The following is a 23,817-nucleotide window of genomic DNA, read 5'->3' on the forward strand; positions in this document are numbered from 1 at the left end:
GAAAGGGCCGAGGAAAATGATTATTGGCGGCTGCATACCTTTTGTGGGAGCTGGCAAGCCAGCTCCCACAGGGGCGTGTATCAGTTCAGCAATGACCCGCGCAACGAGTGCGGCTGGGCGGCGTCGATGTGTACATCGGCAAATTGTCCGATCAACTGCGGATTGTCGCAGCGGAAGTTTACAATTCGGTTGTTTTCGGTGCGGCCTTGCAACTCGCCAGGGTCTTTTTTCGAGTAGTCGGTGACCAGAATCCGCTGAGTGGAGCCCACCATTTGTCGGCTGATCTCGAAACCCTGCTGGTTGAGGCGATGCTGCAGCGCGTTCAGGCGCTCTTTTTTACGCTCTTCCGGCGTGTCGTCAGCCAGGTCAGCAGCCGGTGTGCCGGGCCGCTGGCTGTAGACAAAGGAGTACGAGAAGTCGAAACCGACGTCTTCGATCAGCTTCATGGTTTGTTCGAAGTCTTTCTCGGTTTCACCGGGGAAGCCAACGATAAAGTCCGAACTGATGCAGATGCCCGGCACCGCCGCGCGCAATTTGCGCAGCTTGGACTTGTATTCCAAGGCGGTGTGGTTGCGCTTCATCGCCGACAGGATGCGGTCCGAACCCGATTGCACGGGCAGGTGCAGGTGTTTCACCAGTTCAGGCACTTCGGCGTGCGCCTGGATCAGGCTGTCGGAGAACTCCAGCGGGTGCGAGGTGGTGTAGCGAATGCGCTCGATCCCGTCGATAGCCGCGACCACGCGAATCAACTCGGCGAGATCCGCCAGGCGACCGCCTTCGGTCAAACCTCGGTAGCCGTTAACGTTCTGCCCCAGCAACGTCACTTCGCGCACGCCGTTTTCAGCCAGGTGAATCACTTCGGCCAACACGTCGTCGAACGGGCGGCTGACTTCTTCGCCGCGGGTGTACGGCACCACGCAGAACGTGCAGTACTTGCTGCAACCTTCCATCACCGACACGTAGGCGCTTGGGCCGTCGATACGCGGCTCGGGCAAGTGATCAAATTTTTCGATTTCGGGGAACGACACATCCACCTGTGGCAGCTTGGTGATGCGTGCGGCGTCGATCATTTCGGGCAGGCGGTGCAAAGTTTGCGGGCCGAATACCACGTCAACATAAGGGGCGCGGTCGCGGATCGCGGCGCCTTCCTGGCTGGCCACGCAGCCACCGACGGCAATCACCATCTCGGGGTTGGCCAGTTTCAGTTCACGCCAGCGGCCCAGTTGCGAGTACACGCGGTCTTGGGCGCGTTCACGGATCGAGCAGGTATTAAGCAGGATGACATCAGCGTCTTCGGCGCGCGCTGTGACTTCCAGGGCCTGATGTTCACCCAGCAGATCGACCATGCGCGAGCTGTCGTACTCATTCATCTGGCAACCGTGGGTTTCGATGTAAAGCTTCTTGGCCATGGGTGTTCATCAAGTGGTTCAAAGAACCGCGCATTATAGGGGGCATAGCCGTTGGTTCCTAGCGCTTAGCGTCCAGTGGCTATGCTATAGTTTGCGCCCTCTTTTATATCCTCAGATGTCACCCGCCCACCATGACCAAACGTGAAGCTCCAATCTACAAGGTGATTTTCCTCAATCAGGGCCAGGTGTTCGAAATGTACGCCAAGCAGATCTATCAAAGTGATCTGTGGGGTTTCCTGGAAGTCGAGGAGTTCGTCTTCGGTGAGCGCACGCAAATGGTCGTCGATCCGAGCGAAGAAAAGCTCAAGGCTCAATTTGAAGGTGTGGTGCGCAGCTTTGTGCCGATGCACTCGATTGTGCGTATCGACGAGGTCGAGCGTCTGGGTACCCCGAAAATCAGCGAAGCGCGTGGCGTGAGCAACGTGATGCCGTTTCCGTTTCCTATGCCGGAGAAGTAACTCCCCGAATGCATTTATGCCCAGGCGCAGTGGTTTTCAGTTGTCTGGGTAAAGGGCGACAGGAGGGGGCTCAAGGCAGTGGCGAAAACGGCGAACGGCCATCAGCTGACTGCAATTCGAGCAGGTATTTGCGGAAGATCTGCCCCAATATCTGGGTCGCTGTTTCGAGCTGGTCGCGAGGCATTTGTTCGGCCACCAGATCGGCGGTGTCGAGCGCGTCTTCGGCGCCGTTGACTGCGGCCATTTTCAGCACGATGTACGCCTGAATGTTGTTGGCCGGCACACCTTCGCCCTTGAAGAACATGGTGCCGAGCTGGAATTGGGCCATCGCGTGGCCTTGCAGCGACGCCTGCTCAAAGTAGCTCAGGGCTTTATTGAGGTCTTGTGGGGCATTTTTACCGTCGTAATAGAACTCGCCTAACTCGTATTCGGCTTCTGCATCCCCGGCTTTAGCCGCTTCAATGCACGCAGCGAGTGCCTCCTGAAGGTCTTCTGGCTGAGTATTGAGGGTGCAGCGACCCATCGCTGGGATCAACAACGAGTTACCGCCTGCCTGGGCAAGCAGCGGTTGTAGGAGCAACAGGCAGCCCAGTGCAAGGGCGCGGCCGGTGCGGTTCATGGGAATCGACGTACCTCTGATAGGCGGGCATACCCGACCAAGGGATGAGTAGGCGCGCATTATGAAATAAGCGGAGGCAACCTTACAAAGTCTTTACTCGTTTTTCTGCTGCGTGACCGCCATATCGATTGATTTAAGACGATTCTGGACGGGCGGCGTCAAAAATTACCGCATAACGGACATAAAAAAGCCGACAAGGGGCTAACCCCTTATCGGCTCTGAGGATTACTTCAGCGCAGCGAAAGCACGCTCGGCAGCATCCAGGGTCAGTTGCAACTCAGCTTCGCCATGGGCAATTGACGTGAAACCGGCTTCAAAAGCACTCGGTGCCAGGTACACGCCGCCTTCCAGCATCAGGTGGAAGAAGCGCTTGAACAGGTCGGCATCGCTGGCCATCACGTCGTCGAACGTCACGATGTCATCGGCGCCGCTGAAGTACAGGCCAAACATGCCGCCCGCCTGAGTGGTCACAAACGGGATTCCGGCGGCGTCCGCACGCTGTTGCAGGCCATCGAGCAGGCGCGTTGTGTAGTCGGTCAGCTCGGCATGGAAGCCCGGACGGCTGATGAGGCGCAAGGTGGTCAGGCCTGCGGCCATCGCCAGCGGGTTGCCGGACAGCGTGCCCGCCTGATACACAGGGCCCAGCGGGGCGATGTGCTGCATGATTTCTCGTTTGCCGCCAAAGCAGCCCACCGGCATGCCGCCACCGATGATTTTGCCGAACGTGCTCAGGTCCGGGGTGACGCCGTAGTGGGCTTGGGCGCCGCCCAGTGCCACGCGGAAACCGGTCATCACTTCGTCAAAAATCAGCACGATGCCGTATTTGTCACACTGGCTGCGCAGGCCTTCCAGGAAGCCCGGAGCAGGCGGAACGCAGTTCATGTTGCCAGCGACCGGTTCGACGATGATGCACGCCACGGTGCTGCCCACGTCGTCCAGCAGTTTTTCAACCGCCTCGAGGTCGTTGAACGTGGTGGTCAGGGTGTGTTTGGCGAAATCGGCAGGCACGCCGCCCGAGCTTGGAACGCCCTGAGTCAGTGCGCCGGAACCGGCCTTGACCAGCAAGCTGTCAGAGTGGCCGTGGTAGCAGCCTTCGAACTTGAGAATGTTGTCGCGGCCAGTGAAGCCGCGCGCCAGACGGATGGCACTCATGGTGGCTTCGGTGCCGGAGCTGACCATGCGCACCATTTCCATCGACGGCACAATCGAGCACACCAGGTCAGCCATTTCGGTCTCCATGGCGGTCGGTGCGCCATACGACAAACCGTGTTCCAACTGCGCACGCACGGCGTCCAACACGTCCGGGTGGCTGTGGCCCAGAATCATCGGGCCCCAGGAGCCGACGTAGTCGACATAACGCTTGTCGTCTTCGTCGGTGACATAGGCGCCTTCGGCATGTTTGAAAAACAGCGGCGTGCCGCCCACGCTCTTGAAAGCACGAACTGGCGAGTTCACGCCGCCGGGGATGTGTTTTTGGGCGTTGGCAAACAGGGTTTCGGAACGAGACATGATGGGCTCTCTCTGAATCAGTATTCGGTATTTAAATAGACAGCAGGGCGTTGAACGCGCGGGCGCGTCGGGTCACTTCCTGAGCGTTGTCAGCGCCAAACAGGCCGTGCACCACCGCCAGCAAATCAGCCCCGCGCTCGACCAGCGGCGCCGCGTTGTCCAGGGTAATGCCGCCAATCACACAAATCGGCAGATGAAGCCGGGTGCGCGCCTGATCAATGACATCCAGAGCTGCCGGGGCTGCACCGGGCTTGGTGTTGGAGGTGAAGAAACGGCCAAAGGCGACATACGTTGCACCTTCTTTGGCGGCTTGCTCGGCCAGGTCGATCTGGTCGTGGCAGGTTGAACCAATGATCGCCTTTGCCCCCAGCAATGCCCGCGCAGGTGTCAGCGGGCCGTCGGTTTGGCCCAGGTGAACGCCCACGCCCAGACGTGCAGCCAGCTCAGCGTCATCGTTGATGATCAAGTGAGCTTTATAACGATCGCATAACTCCTTCAACGTTTCGGCTTCGCGCAGGCGGCGGGCTTCGTCGCCGCTCTTGTCGCGGTACTGCAACAGGGTCAGGCCGCCATCCAGCGCTGCCTCGACATACCCTAAAAATTTGCCGGCTAGCAGCTGGCTATCAGTGATTGCGTAAAGACCACGCAGCTTCATCGGTCGAGCCTCATTCGTTACGAACAGAAGTCCAGCGGCAAACGGCGAGGCACAAATTGGCCCTGGCCCAGTTGCTCGGCATCACGCAGGGTGCGCCACGTGTAATTGAGTGCGGTCTCTACCGCGCTGACCAGATTTTCGCCAATGGCCAAACGCCCAGCCAACGTACTGGCCAAGGTGCAGCCCGAGCCGTGATAGCTACCCGGCAGGCGGTAACAGGTGAAGGTATGACGGCTACCGTCGCGGCTGTACAAGCGGTTATGGACTTCGTGTTCATCGCCGTGTCCGCCGGTGATGAGCAAGTGTTTACAGAACGGCAGGAGTTTTTCGGCGCATTCATCGGCGCTGCCTTCGGGCAGTTCGGCCAGAATGCGGGCTTCAGGCAGGTTAGGGGTGGCAATGACTGCCAGCGGCAGCAAGCGTTCGCGCATGGCGTAGCCCACTTCGTCTTTGCCCAGTCGCCCGCCACCGCCTGCGCGCAACACCGGGTCGCAGACCATCGGCAGATGCGGGTGGGCTTGAAGCAGCTCGACCACGGTGTCGACCATTTCCAGTGAGCCGAGCATGCCCAGCTTGACGGCCGCAATCGTGGAGTCGCTGAGCACGGCATTGGCTTGCGCCAGCACCCACTCTCGATCCAGCACGCGGAAATCGCTGACATTCACGGTGTTCTGCACAGTCAGGGCTGTTACCACAGGAGCGGCGTGGCAGCCTTGAGCCAGCAGGGCTTCGATATCTGCCTGCAAGCCGGCACCCCCACTGGGGTCATGGCCGGAGAGACAGAGGACAACGGGGCGAGAACTGTAGATATTCATGGTGCGCGAGCTTACCACCAAACGCTTTTTTGCGGCGGCTTGCTCCGCGTTGAATGATATGTCGCTGATAAGTCTTTAATTGTCCTGCAAGCGATAGAGGATTATCCGACAGGAATGCTCTGAAATGCCCGTTCTAGAGCCTTTTCTTTGATTGTTTGAGGGGTGTGTATTTGCCATCAGTGGCTATGCTAGAGTTGGCCCCCAATTAACAATAGGTAAGCCGGTGAACGTGGTCTCGAAAGGAATGGGGGATTGTGCACGTTACCGGATGCGGAACGCTGGGGCTGTATGCGCTATTTGGTGATGATGTTATTGGGCTGGCTACCGATGCTGGTCAGCGCAGTTGAGTTCGACGAAACCACACAGAGCCTGCCCCTGGGCCGAGTGATGCAGGTCTTCGAAGATGTAGAAGGCTTGGCGACGCTGAACGATGTCATCGCACACGATGGCCTGTTCAAAGTTCACGATAAAGCCACGCTCAACGCGGGCTATTCGCACTCGGTCTTTTGGCTGAAAGTTGATTTACGTTACCTGCCCAAAAACCCTGAAACCCAGCGTACCTGGCTGCTGGAGCTGGCTTATCCGCCGCTTGATCATATTGATTTGTACCTGGCCGATACCGCGGGCAACTACCGTCTGGTTGAGCGAACGGGCGATGCGCAGCCCTTTAACAGTCGGCAAATCAAAGAAAACAATTACCTGTTCGAACTCAACTTCAGCCCCGGGCAGAGCCGCACTGTGTACTTGCGTCTGGCCAGCCAAGGCTCGATTCAGGCCCCGCTAACCCTGTGGTCTGCGCAGTCGTACCTTGAAGAGCAACCGATACGGATCTATATCCTGGGCCTGATTTACGGCGTGTTGCTGGGGATGCTGGTGTACAACCTGTTCATCTTTATCAGCGTGCGCGACACCAGCTACCTCTATTACATCTTCTATATCGGCTCGTTCGGCCTGTACCAGCTCTCGGTCAATGGCGCAGCGGTGCAGTACTTTTGGCCGAACAACCCGTGGTGGGCCAACGCCGCTACCCCGTTCTTGATCGGCTCTGCCGCGTTCTTCGGTTGCCAGTTTGCGCGCTCCTTTTTGCACACCGCCTCCCACAGCCGCTGGCTCGACCGCATATTAATGTTCTTGATGGGCGTTGGCGTATTGGTAATGGTGCTGTCGCTGGTCACCAGCTATGCCGTGGCATTGCGCCTGGCGACGGGGCTGGCGTTGGCGTTTATTGTTGCCATCTTTGTTTCTGGGGTGGTGGCTTGGGCCCGTGGTTTAAGGGTGGCGCGCTATTTTGTGATCGCCTGGTCGGCCTTTTTACTCGGAGGTCTGGTCAATACGCTGATGGTATTGGGCTACCTGCCGAATGTGTTCCTGACCATGTATGCCAGCCAGATCGGTTCGGCGATTGAGGTAGGCCTGCTGTCGCTGGCGCTTGCCGACCGGATCAATGCCATGCGCGACTTGCAGGCGCGCACGTTGCAAGAGACCGGACAAAAGCTGGCGGCGATGAACCAGCAACTGGCCCGCACCAACCAACTTAAAGACGAGTTTTTGTCGACGGTTTCCCATGAACTGCGCACGCCCATGAACGGCGTGATTGGTTCGCTTGAGCTGATCAAAACCCTGGACCTGAACCCCGAACTTGAGCTCTACACCCAGACGGCCGAAGGTTCGGCCCGAGAAATGATGGGCATGGTCAACGGCATCCTGGCCCTGACCGAGTTGCAGGCCGGTCGGCTTAAGGCCAATCCCCGGCCTTTTAGCCTGAATGAACTGCTCAATGATCTGAACAACCACTTCGGGCCGAAGGCGCGGGACAAAGGGCTAGCGTTTTCTTATGACGTGGCTCGGGACATGCCCGATCAATGGGTGGGGGATGCCGAGAAGATTCGCCAGTGCCTTGAGTGCCTGCTGGACAACGCGATCAAGTTCACCCATGAAGGCGGGGTGATTTTGCGCGTCACCGGCAAGGCCGCAGGCCAGTGGCGTTGGGCATTGGCCTTTAATGTGATCGACAGCGGCATTGGTTTTGTCCATCAGGAAGAAGCCGAGTTGTATCAAAACTTCTTTCAGGTGGATGGCTCCATGACTCGCAGCTATGGCGGGCTGGGCATCGGTCTGGCCATTTGCCGACGACTGGTTCAACTGTTGGGTGGGCGTTTGACCCACCACTCGCAGCCGGGCCAAGGCTCACAGTTTCAGATGTTGTTAACGCTTGAATCGCTGGCTCTGCCTGAGCCTGCACCTGCGTTGCACCCGCAAAAAAAGCCGGGGGAGTGCGCGGTGTTGCTCGTTGAAGACGACAGCGCGGCACCTTTACGCGCCATGTTGCTCAAACTGGGTTATCGCGTACTCAGTGTCGACAACGGCCTGGCGGCAATTGACGTTTTGCGTCGAGAGCGGGTGGATGTGGTGTTGCTGGGATACCCGTTGATTCTGGTGACGGGGGCCTCGATGGGCACTCAATTGTTGACGTTGGCCGCGTGCTCGCAGTTGCCAGTGCTGGTGCTGTTTGAATCCCAAGCCGAGGCTCAAGCGGCGCGTGAGCAGGTCGACGGGATTACCGATTACTTGATCAAACCGTTGCGTATTGAAGACTTGCAGCAGGCACTGTCACGGCGCCTGTCGCACCTCTAGTGATGGCAGAAGCGCCGGGATTTAGGCGTTTATGCCACTTGTGATGGTGGCTGTGCGTGCTTCACTGGGTCCATTGGATTGATCTTTGGAGCCCGCGCAATGAACCTGCATCAATACGCCGAAACCCACCAAGTCACCAACCAGCCGCCATCCTTGGACGGCGTCAATCTGTACCGCATTGACCTGCCTTTGCAGCACTGGAGCCAGCACTTTGGCGCGGGGTGGGCGCAATCGCGAATTGATCAGTACGGTGCACTGGCGGGTGGCCCGTTGATGGCTGCGGGTTTTCTGGCCAATGAAAACAAACCGGTGTTTGTCAGCCATGACCGTTTTGGCCATCGGATTGATCTGGTGGAGTTTCACCCGGCCTATCACGAACTGATGCGTACGGCGATTGAACAAGGTTTGCCGTCCTTGCCCTGGACCGACCCGCAGCCGGGCGCGCATGTTGCCCGCGCGTCCATGACCTATCTGCACAGCCAGGCCGAGGCGGGCAGCGGTTGCCCGTTGACCATGACCTTCGCCAGCGTCCCGGCCTTGCGCCTGCAACCGGATATTGCCGAGAGTTGGCTGCCCAAAATCCTGGCCACTGAATACGACCCCCGTAACGTAGACATCCGTCAAAAATCCGGGGTGACCCTGGGCATGGCCATGACCGAAAAGCAGGGCGGTACCGACGTGCGCGCCAATACCACGCGTGCTTATCCGGTGGGCGCGGGCGGGCCCGGGCAGGCCTACGAATTGTTGGGGCATAAATGGTTTTGCTCGGCCCCCATGTGCGACGGCTTCCTGACCTTGGCGCAAACCGACAAAGGCCTGAGCTGTTTTCTGCTGCCACGCCATCGCCCGGACGGCAGTCGCAACGAGTTCTACATCCAGCGTCTTAAAAACAAACTGGGCAACAGCTCAAACGCCTCCAGTGAAGTTGAGTTTCGTGGGGCATTGGCGTGGATGATTGGCGAAGAAGGGCGTGGCGTGCCGACGATTATCGAAATGGTCGCCATGACCCGTTTCGATTGCATGGTCGGCTCCAGCGCGTTGATGCGTCAGGCCTTGACCCAGGCCAGCCATCATTGCGCCCATCGGTTGATAGGCGGTCGGGTATTGGCCGAACAACCCCTGATGCAAAACGTACTGGCCGACCTAGCGCTGGAAAGCGAAGCTGCGCTGGCGTTGAGCCTGCGCATGGGGCGTGCGCTGGACCACCTGGACGACCCGCAAGAAGCCAAGTTCTCACGCCTGGTCACTGCGGTGGGCAAATACTGGATCTGCAAACGGGCCCCGGCGATGATCAACGAGGCGGCCGAATGCATGGGCGGCGCGGGGTATGTTGAAGACAGCATCTTGCCGCGCCTTTATCGCGAAGCGCCGGTCAACTCCACCTGGGAAGGCTCCGGCAATGTCCAGTGCCTGGACGTTTTGCGCGCATTGTCCAAAGAGCCGGGCGTACTCGACGCACTGTTTTGCGAGTTGGGAGATGGGCATGGCGATGCGCGATTGGCACAGCACATTGGGCAGTTGAAAAAGGCCTTCCAGGACACCGACGACATCCAATACCGCGCCCGGCAACTGACCGAAGACATTGCCTTGGGCCTACAGGCCAAACTGCTGCTGGAGGCAGGTAACAGCGACGTGAGCGACGCCTTTATTGCCAGTCGGCTACACGGCAGCGGCCGGGCCTACGGCAACTTGCCACGTGGCTTGAATGTGGCTGCCATAGTTGAGCGCTCAACCCCGCAAACGCTCTGACCTATCCTCTGTAGCCGCAGCCTTCGGCAGCGGCTACAGGGTTTTGTGGTGCGTCCGGTATGCTTTGGCCATCGATGCAGGCAAGATAAAGGCCTGCCAGTTCAGAAGACAGGATGCTTATCGTGACCGAAGCTTTTATTGTCGTTTCAACCGCTGCCGAGGCTGTCGATCGCCTCGCCGCCCTGCATGAACGCGCAACCACGGCGTTGAGCCAGGCACTCAAGCGCTACCTGAAGGATCGGGTCGAGCCCACTTCAGAAGAACGTGCTCTGTTTCGCTACCCGGAATTACGCCTGACCTACCGCATTAACGGCGAAGTCCCCACCACAACGCGTGCGTATGCCAAGGTGCAACTGCCAGGCACCTACAGCGTCACCGTCACTCATCCGGCTTCGTTCCGTAACTACTTGCTGGAACAGTTAGTGCCGTTGATGCGTGACTTCACGGTAGTGGTCGAAGTCGGGGTCAGCCAACAAGACATTCCGTACCCGTATGTGGTCGAGCAGGGCGATGAACTCGCCGGTTCCGGCGTGACCGCTGCCGCTTTGGCGCGGGTGTTCCCGAGTACCGATCTGTCGGCGGCCACTGATGGCATCGCGGACGGCCTGTATGATTGGGAAAACACCGATCCGCTGCCACTGGCACTGTTTGACGCCGCTCGCGTCGATTTCTCGCTGCGTCGTCTGGTGCACTACACCGGCAGCGACTGGCGCCACGTACAGCCGTGGATTCTGCTGACCAACTACCATCGCTACGTCGACCAGTTCATCCTGCATGGTCTTGAGCAACTGCGTGACAACCCGCGCTTTGTCCGCATGGTGATGCCCGGCAACGTGATCATCGAAAAGTCCATGGACTACGGCGAAGCCCAGGCGATTGCCTCAGGCGTGGTGTGGCACCGCTACCAAATGCCGGCGTATCACTTGCAGGCCAACGACGGCCACGGCATCACCCTGGTCAACATCGGCGTAGGCCCGTCCAACGCCAAAAACATCACCGACCACCTGGCCGTGCTGCGCCCGCATTGCTGGCTGATGATTGGTCACTGCGGCGGCTTGCGCCAATCGCAGACCATTGGCGACTACGTGTTGGCACACGCTTACATGCGTCGCGACGGGATTCTCGACCGGGTTGTGCCGCCGAACATTCCGATCCCGGCCTTGGCCGAAGTGCAATTGGCGTTGCAGGAAGCGGCGGCCCAGGTCACCGGCGAGCGTGGCGACGAACTGAAAAAGCGCCTGCGCACCGGTACCGTCCTGACCTACGACGACCGCAACTGGGAACTGCGCTGGGCGCAAGAACGTCCGCTGATCAACCTGTCGCGCGCGGTGGCCGTGGACATGGAAAGCGGCACCATCGCGGCGCAAGGGTATCGTTTGCGCGTCCCGTACGGCACCTTGCTGTGCGTCTCGGACAAACCCCTGCACAGCGAAATCAAGCTGCCGGGTTCGGCTAACGCGTTCTATGAGCGGGCCGTGAGCCAGCACCTGAAAATCGGCATTGCCGCCGTGGACTTGATGCGCAACCAGCTCACTTCGTTGCACTCACGCAAACTGCGCAGCTTCGACGAGCCGCCATTCCGTTGATTCAAGTGGTCATTTAGCGATCAGGGCACTAGCATGACCAGCCCTGATCGCTAGATGTCCTTTTTGTCATGTCCCGTCCTGCTCGTCCCGCCCCACGCCGTCCGGCGCCTAAAAGTACCAGCCCCGGTGCTGCCAATCGCCGTGTGGCCAAGGCCCCTCCGTCTGATCCCAAGTTGTACCTGTTCAATAAACCGTTCGATGTGCTGACTCAGTTCAGTGACGAAGGCGGCCGAGCGACGCTCAAGGACTTTATCCCCATCCCCGGCATTTACCCGGCGGGGCGTCTGGACCGCGACAGTGAAGGCTTGTTGCTGCTGACCAATGACGGCCAGCTACAGGCGCGGATTGCCGACCCCAAACACAAACTGCCCAAAACCTATTGGGTGCAAGTGGAAGGCGAGCCGACACCCGAGCAGTTGCAGCAGTTGTGTGATGGCGTGCAATTGAATGACGGCAAGACCCTTCCCGCGCAAGCGCGAGCGCTGGAAGAGCCCGAGTTGTGGCCGCGCAACCCGCCGGTGCGGTTTCGTAAAAGCGTGCCCACCTCATGGCTGGAATTGGTGATTCGCGAGGGACGTAATCGTCAGGTACGGCGCATGACGGCGGCCGTAGGCTTACCGACCCTGCGTCTGGTTCGGGTGCGCATTGGCGACTGGACAATCGAGGGGCTGGATCAGGGGCAATACAAAGAAGTACCGGCGCGGCTATAGCGCGCCTGACTCGATCAAACCGATCACCACACTTTTGATGATGAACGCGGCGACACCGAGCCCCAGCACAAAAAACAGAATCATCGAGCCGAAGCGCCCGGCCTTGGACTTCTTCGCGAGGTCCCAGACGATAAAACCCATGAACAAGATCAAGACGCTGACCAGAATCGTCATCATCCATTCTTCGAGTACGGCAGGATCCATCGGTGTTCTCCAGCGGCCACGGGGTCAAAAACCGTTGAAGTATACGTCAGGACACCGCCGTGAAAATTGATCTGGGGCTGTAGCCGCTGCCGAAGGCTGCGATAAGGGCCGCAGGACCTTCGTCTTTTATTGATTAAGGCCAGGGTCGCTGCGCAACCCATCGCAGCCTGCGGCAGCGACTACGTACGCAAATGCGTCAACGGCAGCTCGGTGCTGTTAAGCACCTGATTCAGTACAAAGCTTGAGCGAACGCTGGTCACCCCGTCGATGCGGGTCAGATGGCCCAGCAGCAGTTTTTGATAGTGATCCATGTCAGGCACGACGACCTTCAATTGGTAATCGGCGTCCATTCCCGTCACCAGGCTGCATTCCAGCACCTGTGGCAGGCTGCGGATCGCGGCTTCAAAGTTCTCGAAACGCTCTGGCGTGTGTCGGTCCATTCCGATTAGAACGTAGGCTGTGAGGCTCAAGCCCAGCAGCTTTCGGTCCAGCAAGGCGACCTGACGCGAGATGTAGCCGTCATCTTCGAGTTGTTTGACCCGTCTCGAGCACGGCGAAGGCGACAGCCCAATACGTTCGGCCAATTCCTGATTGGAAATGCGCGCATCACGTTGTAATTCCGCCAAAATGCTCAGGTCATACCGGTCGAGTTTGCTCACGAAGACACCCTTTGTCATAACTATTGCGTGAAAGTATCCATCTGAAGTCAAAAATTGCGCAAGTCATATTTTATTCAGCAATCTTCGCAATCCTGTGTCGCGTGCGCAGGCCTATTCTTAACACCAGAATCACTGCCCGGACATAGAGTCCACTGCGGCCCGCCGAATCAGGCCAGCCGCGGCCGCCAACCCAACAGGGTTGCCCCGGCCCCCGGGCTACGCACTGTCCAGAAGACGGCGCGAGGTGAGCCAACATCACACGTGTTGAGCCAGGACGGAAAAATTCAAAGGGCGACCGACGGGTCGCCCTTTTTTATTGGCCTAAAAATATGTTGAGTAACTGATAGCCTTGCGTCGAACCGGCTCCCGGTTTTCCAGTCTTAATGGTTACGCCCTATCCCTTAGTGAGGAACATCATGAAATCGCACCTCTGGCGTTTGGCGACAGTTGGCGTGCTCTGCGTGAGTGTCAGCGGCCAAGTACTGGCTGATGAGCGAGGGGACGGAGGCCCTCAAGAGGCTCGCCCCAATGGTGGGCAGCACGGAGGGCAAGGACAAGGCGCTAGTAATCAGCAGCGCCCGGAACACAGTCAGGGTAGACAGGAAGGCGGGCAGGGCAATCAGCCGCGCGTTGAGCGCGGCCAGTCCAGCGAAGGCCGTAGCCAGCCTCAGAATGGTCAGTGGCAAGGGCGCCCGCAGCAAGATGCCAATGGTCAGCAGGGCCGCCCGGCTCAGTCAGGTAATCAGCAACATGTCGAAGCCAGGCCACAGCAAGGTAATCCGGCTCAACCAGGCAATAACCTGCAGATTCAGCCACGGCCCAATGCCGTTCAACAAACCCAGGCCCCGAACAGGGGCGGCAATCAAAACTGGCAGCAGGGCGGTGGTTCAAACGCAAGGCCTGGCTTTAACTCCGGTGGCGGCAACGCTCACCCCAGTGATGTGCGCTGGGCCGGACGGCCGGACGGGCATGGCAATGGCTGGGGGCCTGGCCCGCAATACCGGCCGGGTTATGTGGTCGACCGATTCCAGGGACAACATTGGCAAGTGCCTTATCGCGGGCAGAACTACTTCTTTTCGGGCGGCTACTGGTATCGCCCACAAGGCCCGCGTTACATCGTGGTCCAGCCGCCGTACGGTATTCGCGTAGGCTATTTACCTGAGTTTTCGCGGGAAGTGTGGGTTGGCAGTACCTTGTTGTTCCTGGCGGCTGGCGCCTACTACGCGTACCAACCAGCTACTCAGGACTACATCGTGGTGCAGCCTCCGGCCACGATCTTGCAGCCAGCGTCGCAGCCTGTGAGCAATGGTTATGACGTGGTTGCTTATCCTGCCAATGGTCAAACCCCGGCGCAGATCGATCAGGACCGTTATGACTGCTACCGCTGGGCGGTTGACCAGAGTGGTTTCGACCCGGCCAAAATCACCTACGCGCCTGCACCGGCAGTGGTACAGACCTACCGGCAGGCACAAGGTAACTGCTTGAGCAGTCGGGGTTATCAGGTCAATTACTAGATAGAAGCCGAGTGAGTGCTGTGGGGCTTTGAGATAACGGGTTGCTGCGCAACCCTTCGCAGCCTTCGGCAGCGACTACGGCGCGGTCTTGGGTTTGACCACCTCTTGCGGATCCGCATGCACCAGCACTTCGGCCCGTGGGTAGGCGTTCTCGATGGCTGCCGCCACGCGGTCGCTCAGGGTGTGCGCTTCCAGCAAGCTGAGCTGGCCCGGCAGTTCAAGGTGCAGTTGCACAAACCAGATGTTGCCCGAGATACGGGTACGCAGGTCATGGGCGCCCAGAACACCCGGTACAGCGCAGGCCAACGCCAGCATGTTTTCGCTGACATCGGTGGGTAACTCTTCGTCCATCAGCACAGAAAAACTCTCGCGTGCAATCTGGAAGGCGCTCCAGAGGATGTACACCGCAATCCCCAGACCAAACCATGCGTCCAACTGCGAGAAGCCCACGGCGGCGAAGGCCAGCGCAACCAGAATGCTGCCGTTGAGCATCAAGTCAGAACGGTAATGCAGCGAATCGGCACGTACCGCATTGGAACCCGTGGCCTTGATCACGCGGTGTTGCAGGACCAACAGCCCCACGGTCATCACCAGCGAGAACACAATCACGGCAATGCTGAGCCACGGCGCCCCGACCGGCTCAGCGTGTTTCAACCGATCGAACGCCTGAATGGCAATCAGCACGGCACTCACACCGATAAACAGCGCTTGTGCCATGCCCGCCAACGACTCGGCCTTGCCGTGTCCATAACGGTGATCGTCATCAGCCGGGCGTAACGCGTAATGCACCGCCAGCAAGTTGAGAAACGATGTCACGCCATCGAGCAGCGAGTCCGTCAGCCCGGCGAGCATGCTGATCGAGCCACTGAGCCACCAGGCGATGGCCTTGGTGATGATCAACACGCTGGCCACCGCTACCGATGCGCGGGTGGCCAGGCGTAACAGACGAGCGTGTTCCGGGCTGCTGGTCATAGGCCTTCCTTATCAGGCTGCGGGTTTCAAGCCATACATCGCCAGTTGCTGGATGCTGCCCTTGTGCTGGATCAGGCGCGGGTCGTTCAGCGGGAAGCTGCGGCCCAGCTCACTTTCAAGAATCGCCTGGAGTTTGCTGTTATCCACCTTGCCGTCGGCGCCAATGGCTTCACGCAGTTTTTCGGGCGCGATTTGCGCGGTCTTGCCTGGCGAGAGATAAATCGCCCCGGTGGCAAAGTCGACGCCAAACGCAATCAAGCCAGGAATCACATAAAACAGCAGGCCGACCGCATCCAGTACCACCACCACGGGATCGATCTTGCCGTCGATCTGGCCGCGCCGATCGGGGAAGAAAATACTGCCGCAGGCAGTCATTTGAGTGAGTAGCGCCGCAACCACGACACCGCCAACGACGCGGGAAAACTTACGCATATAAAAACCTCGAAGACACTTGAAGGGTTAAGACCACGCTTAATGCACAACCGTTCGCCGTTATACTCGCCGCTCTGTTCTGGAGCCACCATGATTTCTTTGCCGATTGATGAAGTTTTACCTGCGCTGCGCCTGGCCTTGCGCGAGCGCCACGAAGCGGTGCTCGAAGCACCGCCGGGCGCCGGTAAAACCACCCGAGTGCCGCTGGCCCTGTTAAATGAGCCGTGGCTGGCCGGTCAACGCATTGTGATGCTTGAACCCAGGCGTCTGGCGGCACGTGCAGCCGCTGAGCGTTTGGCCAGCGAGCTGGGTGAAAAAGTCGGCGAAACAGTCGGTTATCGGATTCGACTCGACAGCAAAGTTGGGCCCAATACTCGCATCGAAGTAGTCACCGAAGGCATTTTGACCCGCCGCCTGCAGGAAGACCCAGCCTTGGAAGGCGTCGGGTTGCTGATTTTCGATGAATTCCATGAGCGTAGTCTGGATGCCGATCTGGCGTTGGCTTTGAGCCTCAATGGCCGTGAGCTGTTTCGTGATGAGCAGCCGCTGAAAATCCTGCTGATGTCGGCCACCCTTGAAGGTGAGCGGCTGGCCAGTTTGCTCGACGACGCGCCGGTGTTGCGCAGTGAAGGCCGCATGTACCCGGTGGCGATGCGCTGGGGGCGGCCATTCGTGTCGGGCGAATTTATCGAGCCGCGCGTGGTGCAAACGGTGCTCGATGCAATCAGCGACGAAACAGGCAGCCTGCTGGTGTTCTTGCCCGGCCAGGCCGAGATCCGCCGTGTCAATCAACAGTTGGCTGATGCGCTGGGCCAACGCAGTGACATTTTGCTGTGCCCGTTGCATGGCGAACTGGATCTGGCCGCACAGCGCGCGGCCATCGAACCGGCCCCCAGCGGCACGCGCAAAGTGGTGCTGGCGACCAACATTGCCGAAACCAGCCTGACCATCGACGGCGTTCGCGTGGTGATCGACGCCGGTTTGGCGCGAGTCCCGCGTTTCGATCCGGGCAGTGGCATGACCCGCCTCGATACCCAGCGCATCTCGCGGGCCAGCGCCACCCAACGGGCGGGCCGGGCCGGGCGACTGGAGCTCGGTGTGTGTTATCGGTTGTGGTCTGAAGACCAGCACGCGCAGTTGGCCGCGTATGGCAGCGCTGAAATCCTGCAGGCCGATCTGGCCGGGCTGGCCCTGCAACTGGCGCGTTGGGGCGTTACGCCTCAGCAACTGATCTGGCTCGATGTGCCGCCTGCCGCCAGTTATGCACAGGCCCAGCAGTTACTGGAACGCTTGGGCGCCCTGCGCGCACAGGCTGGCCAGGACTGGAAACTCACCCCCCACGGCGAAGCCATGGCGCAACTGCCGTCGCACCCGCGCATTGCCCATCTGCTGCTGCGCGGTCAGGATCTGGGTTTGGCAGACATGGCCTGTGACGTGGCGGCGCTGCTGGGCGAGCGTGATATTTTGCGCGGTGCCGGGGCCGATGTGCACAGCCGCCTGACTTTGCTCTCGGGAGAAAGCCGAGCGGCGCGAGGCGGGCAGGGCGGGGTTCAACGCGCCAAACAACTGGCCCGGCAATACAAGGGCTACTTGCGCGGCAAGCCGACACACGCGGTGGCCGACCCTGATCACCCGCGCTGGCTGGGCGCCTTGCTGGCGCTGGCCTATCCCGACCGCATCGCCCAGCAGCGCAAGCCGGGTGGCGCCGAGTATCGGCTTGCCAATGGTCGGGCTGCACTGTTCAGCGAGGTTGATGGGTTGATGAAACAGCCGTGGCTGGTCATCGCCGATTTGGGCAGTCGGCAAGGCCAGCGCGAAGAGCGCATCTACTTGGCGGCCGAGTTTGACCCCGCGTTGCTGGATGATGTGCTCAGTGAGCACGTCAGCATCGTCGACCAGCTGGATTGGGACGAGCGCGAAGGCGTGCTGCGCGCTGAGCGTCAACGCAAAGTCGGTGAGCTGGTGCTGAGCCGCGAGCCACTCACCGGCCTGAACGAAGCGGCGCGCACGCAGGCGTTGGTCAATCTGGTGCGGCGCAAGGGCCTGGAGTTACTACCCTGGACCCCCGAGCTGCGTCAGTGGCAGGCGCGGGTAGCGTTGCTGCGCCAGCTTGACGTGAAGGCTCAAGACCACAGTGAATGGCCGAACATCAGCGATGCCGCCTTGCTGGCAGGGTTGGAAGACTGGCTGGGGCCCTATCTGGGGCGTGTCTCGCGGCTTAGCCATTTTGCCAATCTCGACCTGTCGAGCATTGTGCATAACGTGCTGAAATGGCCCTTGCCCCAACGCCTTGATGAACTGGCCCCGCAGCACATCAAAGTGCCGTCGGGCTCCTCGGTGCGGCTGGACTACAGCGAACAGCCGCCGATCCTTGCGGTGCGTCTGCAAGAACTGTTCGGACTGGCCGATACCCCGCGTATTGCGGGTGGGCGGCAAGTGGTCAAACTGCACCTGCTGTCGCCCGCCCGGCGCCCAGTGCAAGTCACACAAGACCTGGCCAACTTTTGGCGCAGCACCTATGCCGAGGTGAAGAAGGACTTGAAAGGGCGCTACCCCAAACACTATTGGCCCGACGACCCGCTGGTGGCCGAAGCCACGGCGCGGATCAAGCCGCGCAAGACATAAGGTATTGGGATAAGGTATTGGGGCTGGCACGAAACCCCGTAGCAGTTGCCGAGCTGAGCGAGGCTACGTCCGATTGCGCAGCGATCGTAAAACCTGAGAGCCCGGTTTGAATGAGGAACGGCGATAGCCTATTTACGACTGCTGCGCAGCCGGACGTAGCCTCGCTCAGCTCGGCAACTGCTACGGTGCCGGTAACAAGAACCGTCCGACGACAGGCAGGTGATCGGAAATAGCCTGTGTGTCTTCCTGGCGTACATAGCCTTCAACGCGTTGCAATTTAGGGCTGTAGAACAGGTAGTCGAGGGTGCGATCAGGCCCTTCGACGTTTGCATTGTTCGGCACATGAGTCAGCCACAGTTCGCGGTCGATGCCGGTCGCTTCCGGGTTGCTGGGGAGCATCGGGTATTTCTCCCACAACAGATGCAGCTCACTGTCCGGCGAATAGCCCAAACGCAGCTCTGCCGGCAAGCGCAAAAACTGGCCAATCGGCAGCAGGTTGAAATTGCCACCAATGACCCACGGCGTCCCTTGGCTTTCATATTTGTCGACCACGGCAGCTGTCGCCTGCATTTGTCGGCGCAGATTGCTGTTGTTGAGGGTCGGTGCATCGAGCTGGGTATTGATGGCGACCAGTTGCCCGCCATCATTGAGTGGCAAGTAGCTGACCAACATTGCAGGCTTGGGTTGGAACTGACGGCTGATCAGGTTGCTTTCGGCCACCGGCAGTTGCAGGCGCTCGGCATGCTCGATCTGAAAGCGGCTGAGGGTGACGATTTTTCGGCCCACGCTGCCAAAAATATGCCGGTCCGGGACGAAGTCCGCTTTCCAGGTAAAGGCCTCGGTGCTGCACGGATAAAGGTCGACCAGGCGCTCTTGCAGTAACACCAACTGGTTTTGATAGTCGCTGGACTTGGCTTCTTCATCGAGGTCTTGCAGCAGCAATAAGTCAGGCTGCTCATCGCGAATCACCCGCGCCACTTCGTCCAGGCTGAAGGCCATGTCTTCACGGGTTGGACGGTCATCCGGGCCGCTGCCATCAATCAGGTTGTACCAGAACACATAGCGCTTGCCGGCCAGGTATTGCACGTTCCAGGTCATGATTTTGATCGCTTGCCCGGCCACCAGCGTGGGGGCCGCGACCGGGCAACTGACGGCCAATACCTCTTTGGGCTCCGGGCGCCAAGTAATGCTGTAAATCAGGCCCGCCACAACCGCCGAGATCAGCAGCAAACCTAATACAGTGGGGCGCAGAATACGTGGCATGGGCTCAGCTTATGAGGGGGCTAGGGAATTGCCGAGCATACCTGACGGCCGTACGGCACCCCAAGGTTCTCCGCGTAGGAAGTTTTCCTAGTTATGAGTCGGACTTCTCGTTAATTAACATAAATAGTCGGAACAGGACGACGGAGAGAAACAATTGCAGAAAACTGTTGGCGCTCTCCAGTGCGATAGATATCAGCGCACTCTCATCTTTGGGCACCAGCGAAAAACTCAACTCCTTGAGTACCATCAACGGTCCCATGACGGCCAGGATGCAGACAAAAATACGCCAGAAATGGCCTCGGCTCATCTTCAGGCTCGACTTGATCGCCATCAGCGGCGGCTCGCGGCGCAGCACCAGGTTGTATTCCGAAAAGGCGAGCACGACTGTCAGATAAATACCGGGAGCAATGAACATCGAAAGCCCGAGCACAATCAATAACGTGCTGATGGCCGCGAGCAAGGCGAACTTGGGCCACAGGCTGAGTGCTCGCGCCAGTACCTCTTGGTTGGTCGGGCTTTCACTTCGGCTGCGGGCATCAAGAAACAAAATCAGCGCCCCGGTGTACAACGGATACACCAGCAAACCGACAATCAGGCCGTAACCTTGCGAGGCGTCGGGCCCCACGGCGCTGTCGACGACGTACTGCAACACGGCTTCAAGAATCACCAGCGGCAAACACAGCGTTATGATCTGGCCCAGGTTGAGCCGGAAAAAATACAAGGAGTCACGAAGAACGGTGAGCGGATTCATTGTTGGGTATCAGCTGTCAAAAAGCGGTGTGCCACTTTAACCGATGACACGCGATGCTGAGCAAATGTAAACGCTCGGTAAGGCCTGTTGAAACTTCTCGTAACGTCCCCATAACGTTTGAGTGCCTACTGTATTGCGCAGTGAGCAGGTTTTTCGACAATCGAACGAGGTCGTCATGCACAGCGAAGAGCAAACCCTGATTGATGGGCTATTTAGCCGGTTGCAGCAGGCTGAGAGAGAGGCGGCCCCGCGAGACGCTCAAGCGCAGGCGCTGATCAACGAACACATCGCGCGCCAGCCTTTGGCGCCTTACTTCATGACCCAGGCAATTCTGGTGCAAGAAGCCGCCATCAAGCAGCTCGACCAGCAGAACAAACAACTGCAAGCCGAACTGGAACACGCCCGCGCCGCAGCCGCGCCGGCACCTGCTGCTTCGGGAGGCAGCTTTTTGTCGAACATGTTCGGTGGCGGCACCCGCGCGCCAGCCCCGGCCCCCGCACAAACTTTCAGCGCCCCGCCAAGCTCGGGCGGCTGGCGCGATGGTCCTTCTGCACCACCGCCAGCCCCCGCGCCTGCGTACGCGGCGCCACAAGCGGCTGCTCCTGCTGCGGCGGGCAGCGGCTTTCTCGGCGGCGCCTTAAAAACGGCCGCGGGTGTGGCCGGTGGCGTGATGCTGGCGCAAGGCATCAGTAGCTTGTTTAGCCATCATCAACAGCCACAAGTGGTTGAAGAAATCATCGAAGAGCCGACGCCCACCAGCAACAATGGCTGGGGCAATGACAACCAGCAATTTGCCAGCAACGATCGGTCTGGCATTGAAGACGTCGGCTATGACGACGACAACAGCTTCTTTTCTGATGACGACGACTCCTTCGTCTGATCCCTCATCGCCCGGCGTGTAACGGCACGCTGGGCGGTTTATCCGCGCAAACCCTCGGCAGGCTGGCATACTGCGGCCTTGTTTTTCAGCCACGTGCCCGCTGCCTGGGCATCATGAGGTTTGCCGGTGAAAAAAATTGCGGTCTTCGCGGATGTGCAGAACCTCTATTACACGGTTCGCCAGGCCTATGGCTGCCATTTCAATTACGCCGCGTTGTGGGCTGATATCAGTAAGCGCGGGGAAATTGTCGAGGCCTACGCCTATGCGATTGATCGGGGCGACAGCAAACAGCAGCAGTTTCAGCAGATCCTGCGCAACCTCGGCTTCACGGTAAAACTCAAACCCTACATCCAGCGCAGCGATGGCTCGGCCAAAGGCGACTGGGACGTGGGCATCACCATCGACATCATGGATTCGGCCGCCAACGTGGATGAAGTGGTGCTGGCCTCGGGCGACGGTGACTTTGATCTGCTGCTTGAACGCATTGCCAACAAGCACGGAGTTGAAACCGTGGCCTACGGCGTGCCCGGCCTGACGGCCAACTCATTGATTCGCGCAGCCACTCGCTACGTGCCGATTGAAGGCACCTTGCTGCTTAAGTAACCCCACTTTCTACAGGATTGATCAGGTTTGGAACGTATCGCGGTCATTGACTTTGAAACCACCGGGCTCTCGCCGAGCAGCAGTTGCCGGGCCACTGAAATTGCAGTGGTGATTCTTGAGCAGGGGCGCATCGTCGAGCGTTACCAAAGCCTGATGAACGCAGGCGTGCGGGTGCCGGGGTTTATCGAACAACTGACCGGCATCAGCAACGCCATGCTGCGCACCGCGCCGTCAGCAGAGCAGGTGATGAACGAGGTCAACGAGTTCGTGGGCATCACCCCGCTGGTGGCGCATAACGCGTCCTTTGACCAAAAGTTCTGGGATTACGAGATGGGGCGCATCAAACGCACCCGTTTGCAGAACTTTGCCTGTTCGTTGTTGCTGGCGCGACGTTTGATGCCAGCGGCGCCCAACCACAAACTGGGCACCCTCACCACCTTTGCCGATTTGCCCCACACGGGTCAGGCTCACCGGGCCATGGCCGATGCTGAAATGGCGGCCAACCTCACGGCCTATCTGGCCCTGCAATTGCGGCAAAAACACGGCTTGAAAGAGCTCAGTCACGACCTGCTGTGCAGTTTGCAAAAAGTCCCTGCGGCGAAAATAAACGACCATTTGAAGCGTTATCGCGGGTTTTAAAACGACCAATCCACCTTGTGGGAAGAGCCGGTCGACGCTCGATTGCTCGCGATCTTTTAAACGATCAAAAGATCGCGAGCAAGCTCGCTCCTACAGTCAGGTGGCAGGGTTCAAGAAAGTGTACGGTCACTTTTGGTGCATTCTGTTACTTATTATTTCTCCACCTTTTGTCTAGTATTTCCAGTCCCCTGCCTTTGCCTTCCGAGCTGCCTCCATGTCTGCCGCACGTCGTTTCCCGTTGCAACTGATCGGTGCTTTTTTTGCGTTGTACGTGATTTGGGGGTCGACCTATCTGGTGATCCGCATTGGCATTGAGTCGTGGCCGCCGTTGATGATGGCCGGGGTGCGGTTCCTCGTGGCAGGCATGTTGATGTACGGCTTTATGCGCTGGCGCGGTGCGCCTGCACCGACGCCGGTGCAGTGGCGTTCGGCAGCCATGATTGGTTTTCTGTTACTGGCCTGCGGGAATGGCGGCGTGACCCTGGCCGAGCATTCGGGCGTGGCGTCGGGCGTGGCCGCGCTGGCCGTGGCCACCGTGCCGTTGTTTACCTTGTTGTTTGGCTACTTCTGGGGCGCGCGCAATACCCGTCTGGAATGGGCCGGGATCGTCCTCGGCCTGATCGGGATTGGCATGCTCAACCTCGGTTCCAACCTGCAAGCCAGCCCGCTGGGCGCTGCGATGATTTTGTTTGCCGCTGCGGCCTGGGCCTTCGGCTCGGTGTGGAGCCGCCATTTGCCGCTGCCCGCCGGGCCAATGGCCAGCGCTGCTGAAATGCTCTGTGCTGGCGTGATGCTGCTGCTGGGCAGCTTTTTAAGTGGCGAGCGCATGACCTACATGCCAACCGCTGCCGGTTGGGGCGCGCTGCTGTATCTGGTGTTCTTCGGTTCGATCATCGCCTTCAGCGCCTACATGTACCTGCTCAAAAACGTGCGCCCAGCCGCCGCCACCAGCTATGCCTACGTCAACCCGGCCGTGGCGGTGATGCTGGGCATCGCTTTTGCGGGCGAGACCATTGGTGTTGAAGAGTGCGCGGCGATGGCCGTCATCATCAGCGCCGTGGTGTTGATCGGGTTGCCGCAGTGGCGCAAGCAGAAAACCGATTGAATTAGGGTAAACTGCGCGCCATTGCA

At 59.2% G+C, this 23,817-nt stretch carries 22 protein-coding genes; 11 read left to right on the forward strand and 11 right to left on the reverse strand.

Going from position 1 to position 23,817, the window contains the following annotated elements; all coding sequences use genetic code 11:
• Nucleotides 1–80: 80 nt before the first annotated feature.
• Nucleotides 81–1,409 carry a tRNA (N6-isopentenyl adenosine(37)-C2)-methylthiotransferase MiaB gene (miaB, locus tag RHM56_RS00835; protein ID WP_322237601.1) on the reverse strand — a complete coding sequence of 443 codons (1,329 nt, stop codon included), beginning with the start codon at nucleotides 1,407–1,409 and terminating at the stop codon, nucleotides 81–83.
• Nucleotides 1,410–1,540: 131 nt separating this feature from the next.
• Between miaB and RHM56_RS00840 the strand changes: the two genes are divergently transcribed.
• Nucleotides 1,541–1,867, forward strand: a complete 327-nt coding sequence (locus RHM56_RS00840) for a DUF1820 family protein (RefSeq protein ID WP_019411970.1) — start codon at nucleotides 1,541–1,543, stop codon at nucleotides 1,865–1,867.
• 70 nt (nucleotides 1,868–1,937) lie between these two features.
• Here RHM56_RS00840 and RHM56_RS00845 read toward each other — a convergent pair whose 3' ends face one another.
• From RHM56_RS00845 to RHM56_RS00860, 4 genes are all read right to left on the reverse strand, one after another.
• The gene (locus tag RHM56_RS00845) at nucleotides 1,938–2,486 is read right to left on the reverse strand and encodes a tetratricopeptide repeat protein (protein WP_322237603.1); all 549 of its coding nucleotides are present in this window, start codon (nucleotides 2,484–2,486) and stop codon (nucleotides 1,938–1,940) included.
• Nucleotides 2,487–2,711: 225 nt separating this feature from the next.
• Nucleotides 2,712–3,995: a glutamate-1-semialdehyde 2,1-aminomutase gene (hemL, locus tag RHM56_RS00850; protein ID WP_322237606.1), complete on the reverse strand. Its 1,284-nt coding sequence runs from the start codon at nucleotides 3,993–3,995 to the stop codon at nucleotides 2,712–2,714.
• Between the two features lie 31 nt (nucleotides 3,996–4,026).
• Nucleotides 4,027–4,650, reverse strand: coding sequence for a thiamine phosphate synthase (thiE, locus tag RHM56_RS00855; RefSeq protein ID WP_322237609.1), 624 nt, complete (start codon nucleotides 4,648–4,650; stop codon nucleotides 4,027–4,029).
• 17 nt (nucleotides 4,651–4,667) lie between these two features.
• A complete protein-coding gene (locus RHM56_RS00860; RefSeq protein ID WP_322237612.1) occupies nucleotides 4,668–5,465 on the reverse strand; it encodes a hydroxymethylpyrimidine/phosphomethylpyrimidine kinase in 798 nt (265 codons plus the stop codon).
• A 288-nt stretch (nucleotides 5,466–5,753) separates the two neighbouring features.
• Between RHM56_RS00860 and RHM56_RS00865 the strand changes: the two genes are divergently transcribed.
• The 4 genes from RHM56_RS00865 (at nucleotide 5,754) to RHM56_RS00880 (ending at nucleotide 12,144) form a co-directional block, all read left to right on the forward strand.
• Nucleotides 5,754–8,099: a hybrid sensor histidine kinase/response regulator gene (locus tag RHM56_RS00865; RefSeq protein WP_322241654.1), complete on the forward strand. Its 2,346-nt coding sequence runs from the start codon at nucleotides 5,754–5,756 to the stop codon at nucleotides 8,097–8,099.
• Between the two features lie 99 nt (nucleotides 8,100–8,198).
• Nucleotides 8,199–9,848 carry an acyl-CoA dehydrogenase family protein gene (locus RHM56_RS00870; protein ID WP_322237615.1) on the forward strand — a complete coding sequence of 550 codons (1,650 nt, stop codon included), beginning with the start codon at nucleotides 8,199–8,201 and terminating at the stop codon, nucleotides 9,846–9,848.
• Between the two features lie 113 nt (nucleotides 9,849–9,961).
• Nucleotides 9,962–11,434 carry an AMP nucleosidase gene (amn, locus tag RHM56_RS00875; protein ID WP_322237618.1) on the forward strand — a complete coding sequence of 491 codons (1,473 nt, stop codon included), beginning with the start codon at nucleotides 9,962–9,964 and terminating at the stop codon, nucleotides 11,432–11,434.
• A gap of 143 nt (nucleotides 11,435–11,577) precedes the next feature.
• Nucleotides 11,578–12,144, forward strand: a complete 567-nt coding sequence (locus RHM56_RS00880; RefSeq protein WP_322241656.1) for a pseudouridine synthase — start codon at nucleotides 11,578–11,580, stop codon at nucleotides 12,142–12,144.
• Here the strand turns inward: RHM56_RS00880 and RHM56_RS00885 are convergent.
• On the reverse strand, nucleotides 12,139–12,348 hold the full coding sequence (locus RHM56_RS00885; RefSeq protein WP_019411961.1) for a DUF2788 domain-containing protein: 210 nt from the start codon (nucleotides 12,346–12,348) through the stop codon (nucleotides 12,139–12,141). The genes RHM56_RS00880 and RHM56_RS00885 overlap by 6 nt on opposite strands.
• A gap of 179 nt (nucleotides 12,349–12,527) precedes the next feature.
• On the reverse strand, nucleotides 12,528–13,025 hold the full coding sequence (locus RHM56_RS00890) for an Lrp/AsnC family transcriptional regulator (protein WP_019411960.1): 498 nt from the start codon (nucleotides 13,023–13,025) through the stop codon (nucleotides 12,528–12,530).
• A 398-nt stretch (nucleotides 13,026–13,423) separates the two neighbouring features.
• Here RHM56_RS00890 and RHM56_RS00895 point away from each other — a divergent pair, with 398 nt between their 5' ends.
• The gene (locus tag RHM56_RS00895; RefSeq protein WP_322237622.1) at nucleotides 13,424–14,521 is read left to right on the forward strand and encodes a DUF6515 family protein; all 1,098 of its coding nucleotides are present in this window, start codon (nucleotides 13,424–13,426) and stop codon (nucleotides 14,519–14,521) included.
• A 75-nt stretch (nucleotides 14,522–14,596) separates the two neighbouring features.
• On the opposite strand, the gene RHM56_RS00900 is transcribed toward RHM56_RS00895, so the two are convergent.
• Together RHM56_RS00900 and RHM56_RS00905 are read right to left on the reverse strand one after the other, a co-directional pair.
• Nucleotides 14,597–15,493 (reverse strand): cation diffusion facilitator family transporter, encoded by an 897-nt coding sequence (locus RHM56_RS00900; protein ID WP_322237625.1) that lies wholly within the window; start codon nucleotides 15,491–15,493, stop codon nucleotides 14,597–14,599.
• A gap of 12 nt (nucleotides 15,494–15,505) precedes the next feature.
• Nucleotides 15,506–15,925 carry a polyribonucleotide nucleotidyltransferase gene (locus tag RHM56_RS00905; RefSeq protein ID WP_322237628.1) on the reverse strand — a complete coding sequence of 140 codons (420 nt, stop codon included), beginning with the start codon at nucleotides 15,923–15,925 and terminating at the stop codon, nucleotides 15,506–15,508.
• A 90-nt stretch (nucleotides 15,926–16,015) separates the two neighbouring features.
• Between RHM56_RS00905 and hrpB the strand changes: the two genes are divergently transcribed.
• Nucleotides 16,016–18,550, forward strand: coding sequence for an ATP-dependent helicase HrpB (hrpB, locus tag RHM56_RS00910; protein WP_322237631.1), 2,535 nt, complete (start codon nucleotides 16,016–16,018; stop codon nucleotides 18,548–18,550).
• Nucleotides 18,551–18,730: 180 nt separating this feature from the next.
• Here the strand turns inward: hrpB and RHM56_RS00915 are convergent, their stop codons facing one another.
• Together RHM56_RS00915 and RHM56_RS00920 are read right to left on the reverse strand one after the other, a co-directional pair.
• Complete coding sequence (locus RHM56_RS00915; protein ID WP_322237633.1) at nucleotides 18,731–19,813, reverse strand: endonuclease/exonuclease/phosphatase family protein; 1,083 nt, start codon at nucleotides 19,811–19,813, stop codon at nucleotides 18,731–18,733.
• A 91-nt stretch (nucleotides 19,814–19,904) separates the two neighbouring features.
• On the reverse strand, nucleotides 19,905–20,564 hold the full coding sequence (locus tag RHM56_RS00920) for a YciC family protein (protein WP_322237635.1): 660 nt from the start codon (nucleotides 20,562–20,564) through the stop codon (nucleotides 19,905–19,907).
• Nucleotides 20,565–20,739: 175 nt separating this feature from the next.
• Here RHM56_RS00920 and RHM56_RS00925 point away from each other — a divergent pair, with 175 nt between their 5' ends.
• From RHM56_RS00925 to yedA, 4 genes are all read left to right on the forward strand, one after another.
• Complete coding sequence (locus RHM56_RS00925) at nucleotides 20,740–21,444, forward strand: DUF2076 domain-containing protein (RefSeq protein WP_322237637.1); 705 nt, start codon at nucleotides 20,740–20,742, stop codon at nucleotides 21,442–21,444.
• A 126-nt stretch (nucleotides 21,445–21,570) separates the two neighbouring features.
• Nucleotides 21,571–22,047 (forward strand): NYN domain-containing protein, encoded by a 477-nt coding sequence (locus tag RHM56_RS00930; RefSeq protein WP_322237640.1) that lies wholly within the window; start codon nucleotides 21,571–21,573, stop codon nucleotides 22,045–22,047.
• Between the two features lie 27 nt (nucleotides 22,048–22,074).
• Entirely contained in the window at nucleotides 22,075–22,686 is a 612-nt protein-coding gene (locus RHM56_RS00935; protein ID WP_322237642.1) for a 3'-5' exonuclease, read from the forward strand.
• Between the two features lie 214 nt (nucleotides 22,687–22,900).
• Nucleotides 22,901–23,791: a drug/metabolite exporter YedA gene (gene yedA, locus RHM56_RS00940; RefSeq protein WP_322237645.1), complete on the forward strand. Its 891-nt coding sequence runs from the start codon at nucleotides 22,901–22,903 to the stop codon at nucleotides 23,789–23,791.
• Nucleotides 23,792–23,817 lie beyond the last annotated feature (26 nt).

The organism is Pseudomonas sp. CCC3.1, assembly GCF_034347405.1.
Taxonomy (GTDB): Bacteria; Pseudomonadota; Gammaproteobacteria; order Pseudomonadales; family Pseudomonadaceae; genus Aquipseudomonas.

Coding starts and splice junctions, on each gene's coding strand:
- miaB (WP_322237601.1), bottom strand. CDS start 1,409: ATGGCCAAGAAGCTTTACATCGAAACCCACGGTTGCCAGATGAATGAG.
- RHM56_RS00840 (WP_019411970.1), top strand. CDS start 1,541: ATGACCAAACGTGAAGCTCCAATCTACAAGGTGATTTTCCTCAATCAG.
- RHM56_RS00845 (WP_322237603.1), bottom strand. CDS start 2,486: ATGAACCGCACCGGCCGCGCCCTTGCACTGGGCTGCCTGTTGCTCCTA.
- hemL (WP_322237606.1), bottom strand. CDS start 3,995: ATGTCTCGTTCCGAAACCCTGTTTGCCAACGCCCAAAAACACATCCCC.
- thiE (WP_322237609.1), bottom strand. CDS start 4,650: ATGAAGCTGCGTGGTCTTTACGCAATCACTGATAGCCAGCTGCTAGCC.
- RHM56_RS00860 (WP_322237612.1), bottom strand. CDS start 5,465: ATGAATATCTACAGTTCTCGCCCCGTTGTCCTCTGTCTCTCCGGCCAT.
- RHM56_RS00865 (WP_322241654.1), top strand. CDS start 5,754: ATGCGCTATTTGGTGATGATGTTATTGGGCTGGCTACCGATGCTGGTC.
- RHM56_RS00870 (WP_322237615.1), top strand. CDS start 8,199: ATGAACCTGCATCAATACGCCGAAACCCACCAAGTCACCAACCAGCCG.
- amn (WP_322237618.1), top strand. CDS start 9,962: ATGCTTATCGTGACCGAAGCTTTTATTGTCGTTTCAACCGCTGCCGAG.
- RHM56_RS00885 (WP_019411961.1), bottom strand. CDS start 12,348: ATGGATCCTGCCGTACTCGAAGAATGGATGATGACGATTCTGGTCAGC.
- RHM56_RS00890 (WP_019411960.1), bottom strand. CDS start 13,025: ATGACAAAGGGTGTCTTCGTGAGCAAACTCGACCGGTATGACCTGAGC.
- RHM56_RS00895 (WP_322237622.1), top strand. CDS start 13,424: ATGAAATCGCACCTCTGGCGTTTGGCGACAGTTGGCGTGCTCTGCGTG.
- RHM56_RS00900 (WP_322237625.1), bottom strand. CDS start 15,493: ATGACCAGCAGCCCGGAACACGCTCGTCTGTTACGCCTGGCCACCCGC.
- RHM56_RS00905 (WP_322237628.1), bottom strand. CDS start 15,925: ATGCGTAAGTTTTCCCGCGTCGTTGGCGGTGTCGTGGTTGCGGCGCTA.
- hrpB (WP_322237631.1), top strand. CDS start 16,016: ATGATTTCTTTGCCGATTGATGAAGTTTTACCTGCGCTGCGCCTGGCC.
- RHM56_RS00915 (WP_322237633.1), bottom strand. CDS start 19,813: ATGCCACGTATTCTGCGCCCCACTGTATTAGGTTTGCTGCTGATCTCG.
- RHM56_RS00920 (WP_322237635.1), bottom strand. CDS start 20,564: ATGAATCCGCTCACCGTTCTTCGTGACTCCTTGTATTTTTTCCGGCTC.
- RHM56_RS00925 (WP_322237637.1), top strand. CDS start 20,740: ATGCACAGCGAAGAGCAAACCCTGATTGATGGGCTATTTAGCCGGTTG.
- yedA (WP_322237645.1), top strand. CDS start 22,901: ATGTCTGCCGCACGTCGTTTCCCGTTGCAACTGATCGGTGCTTTTTTT.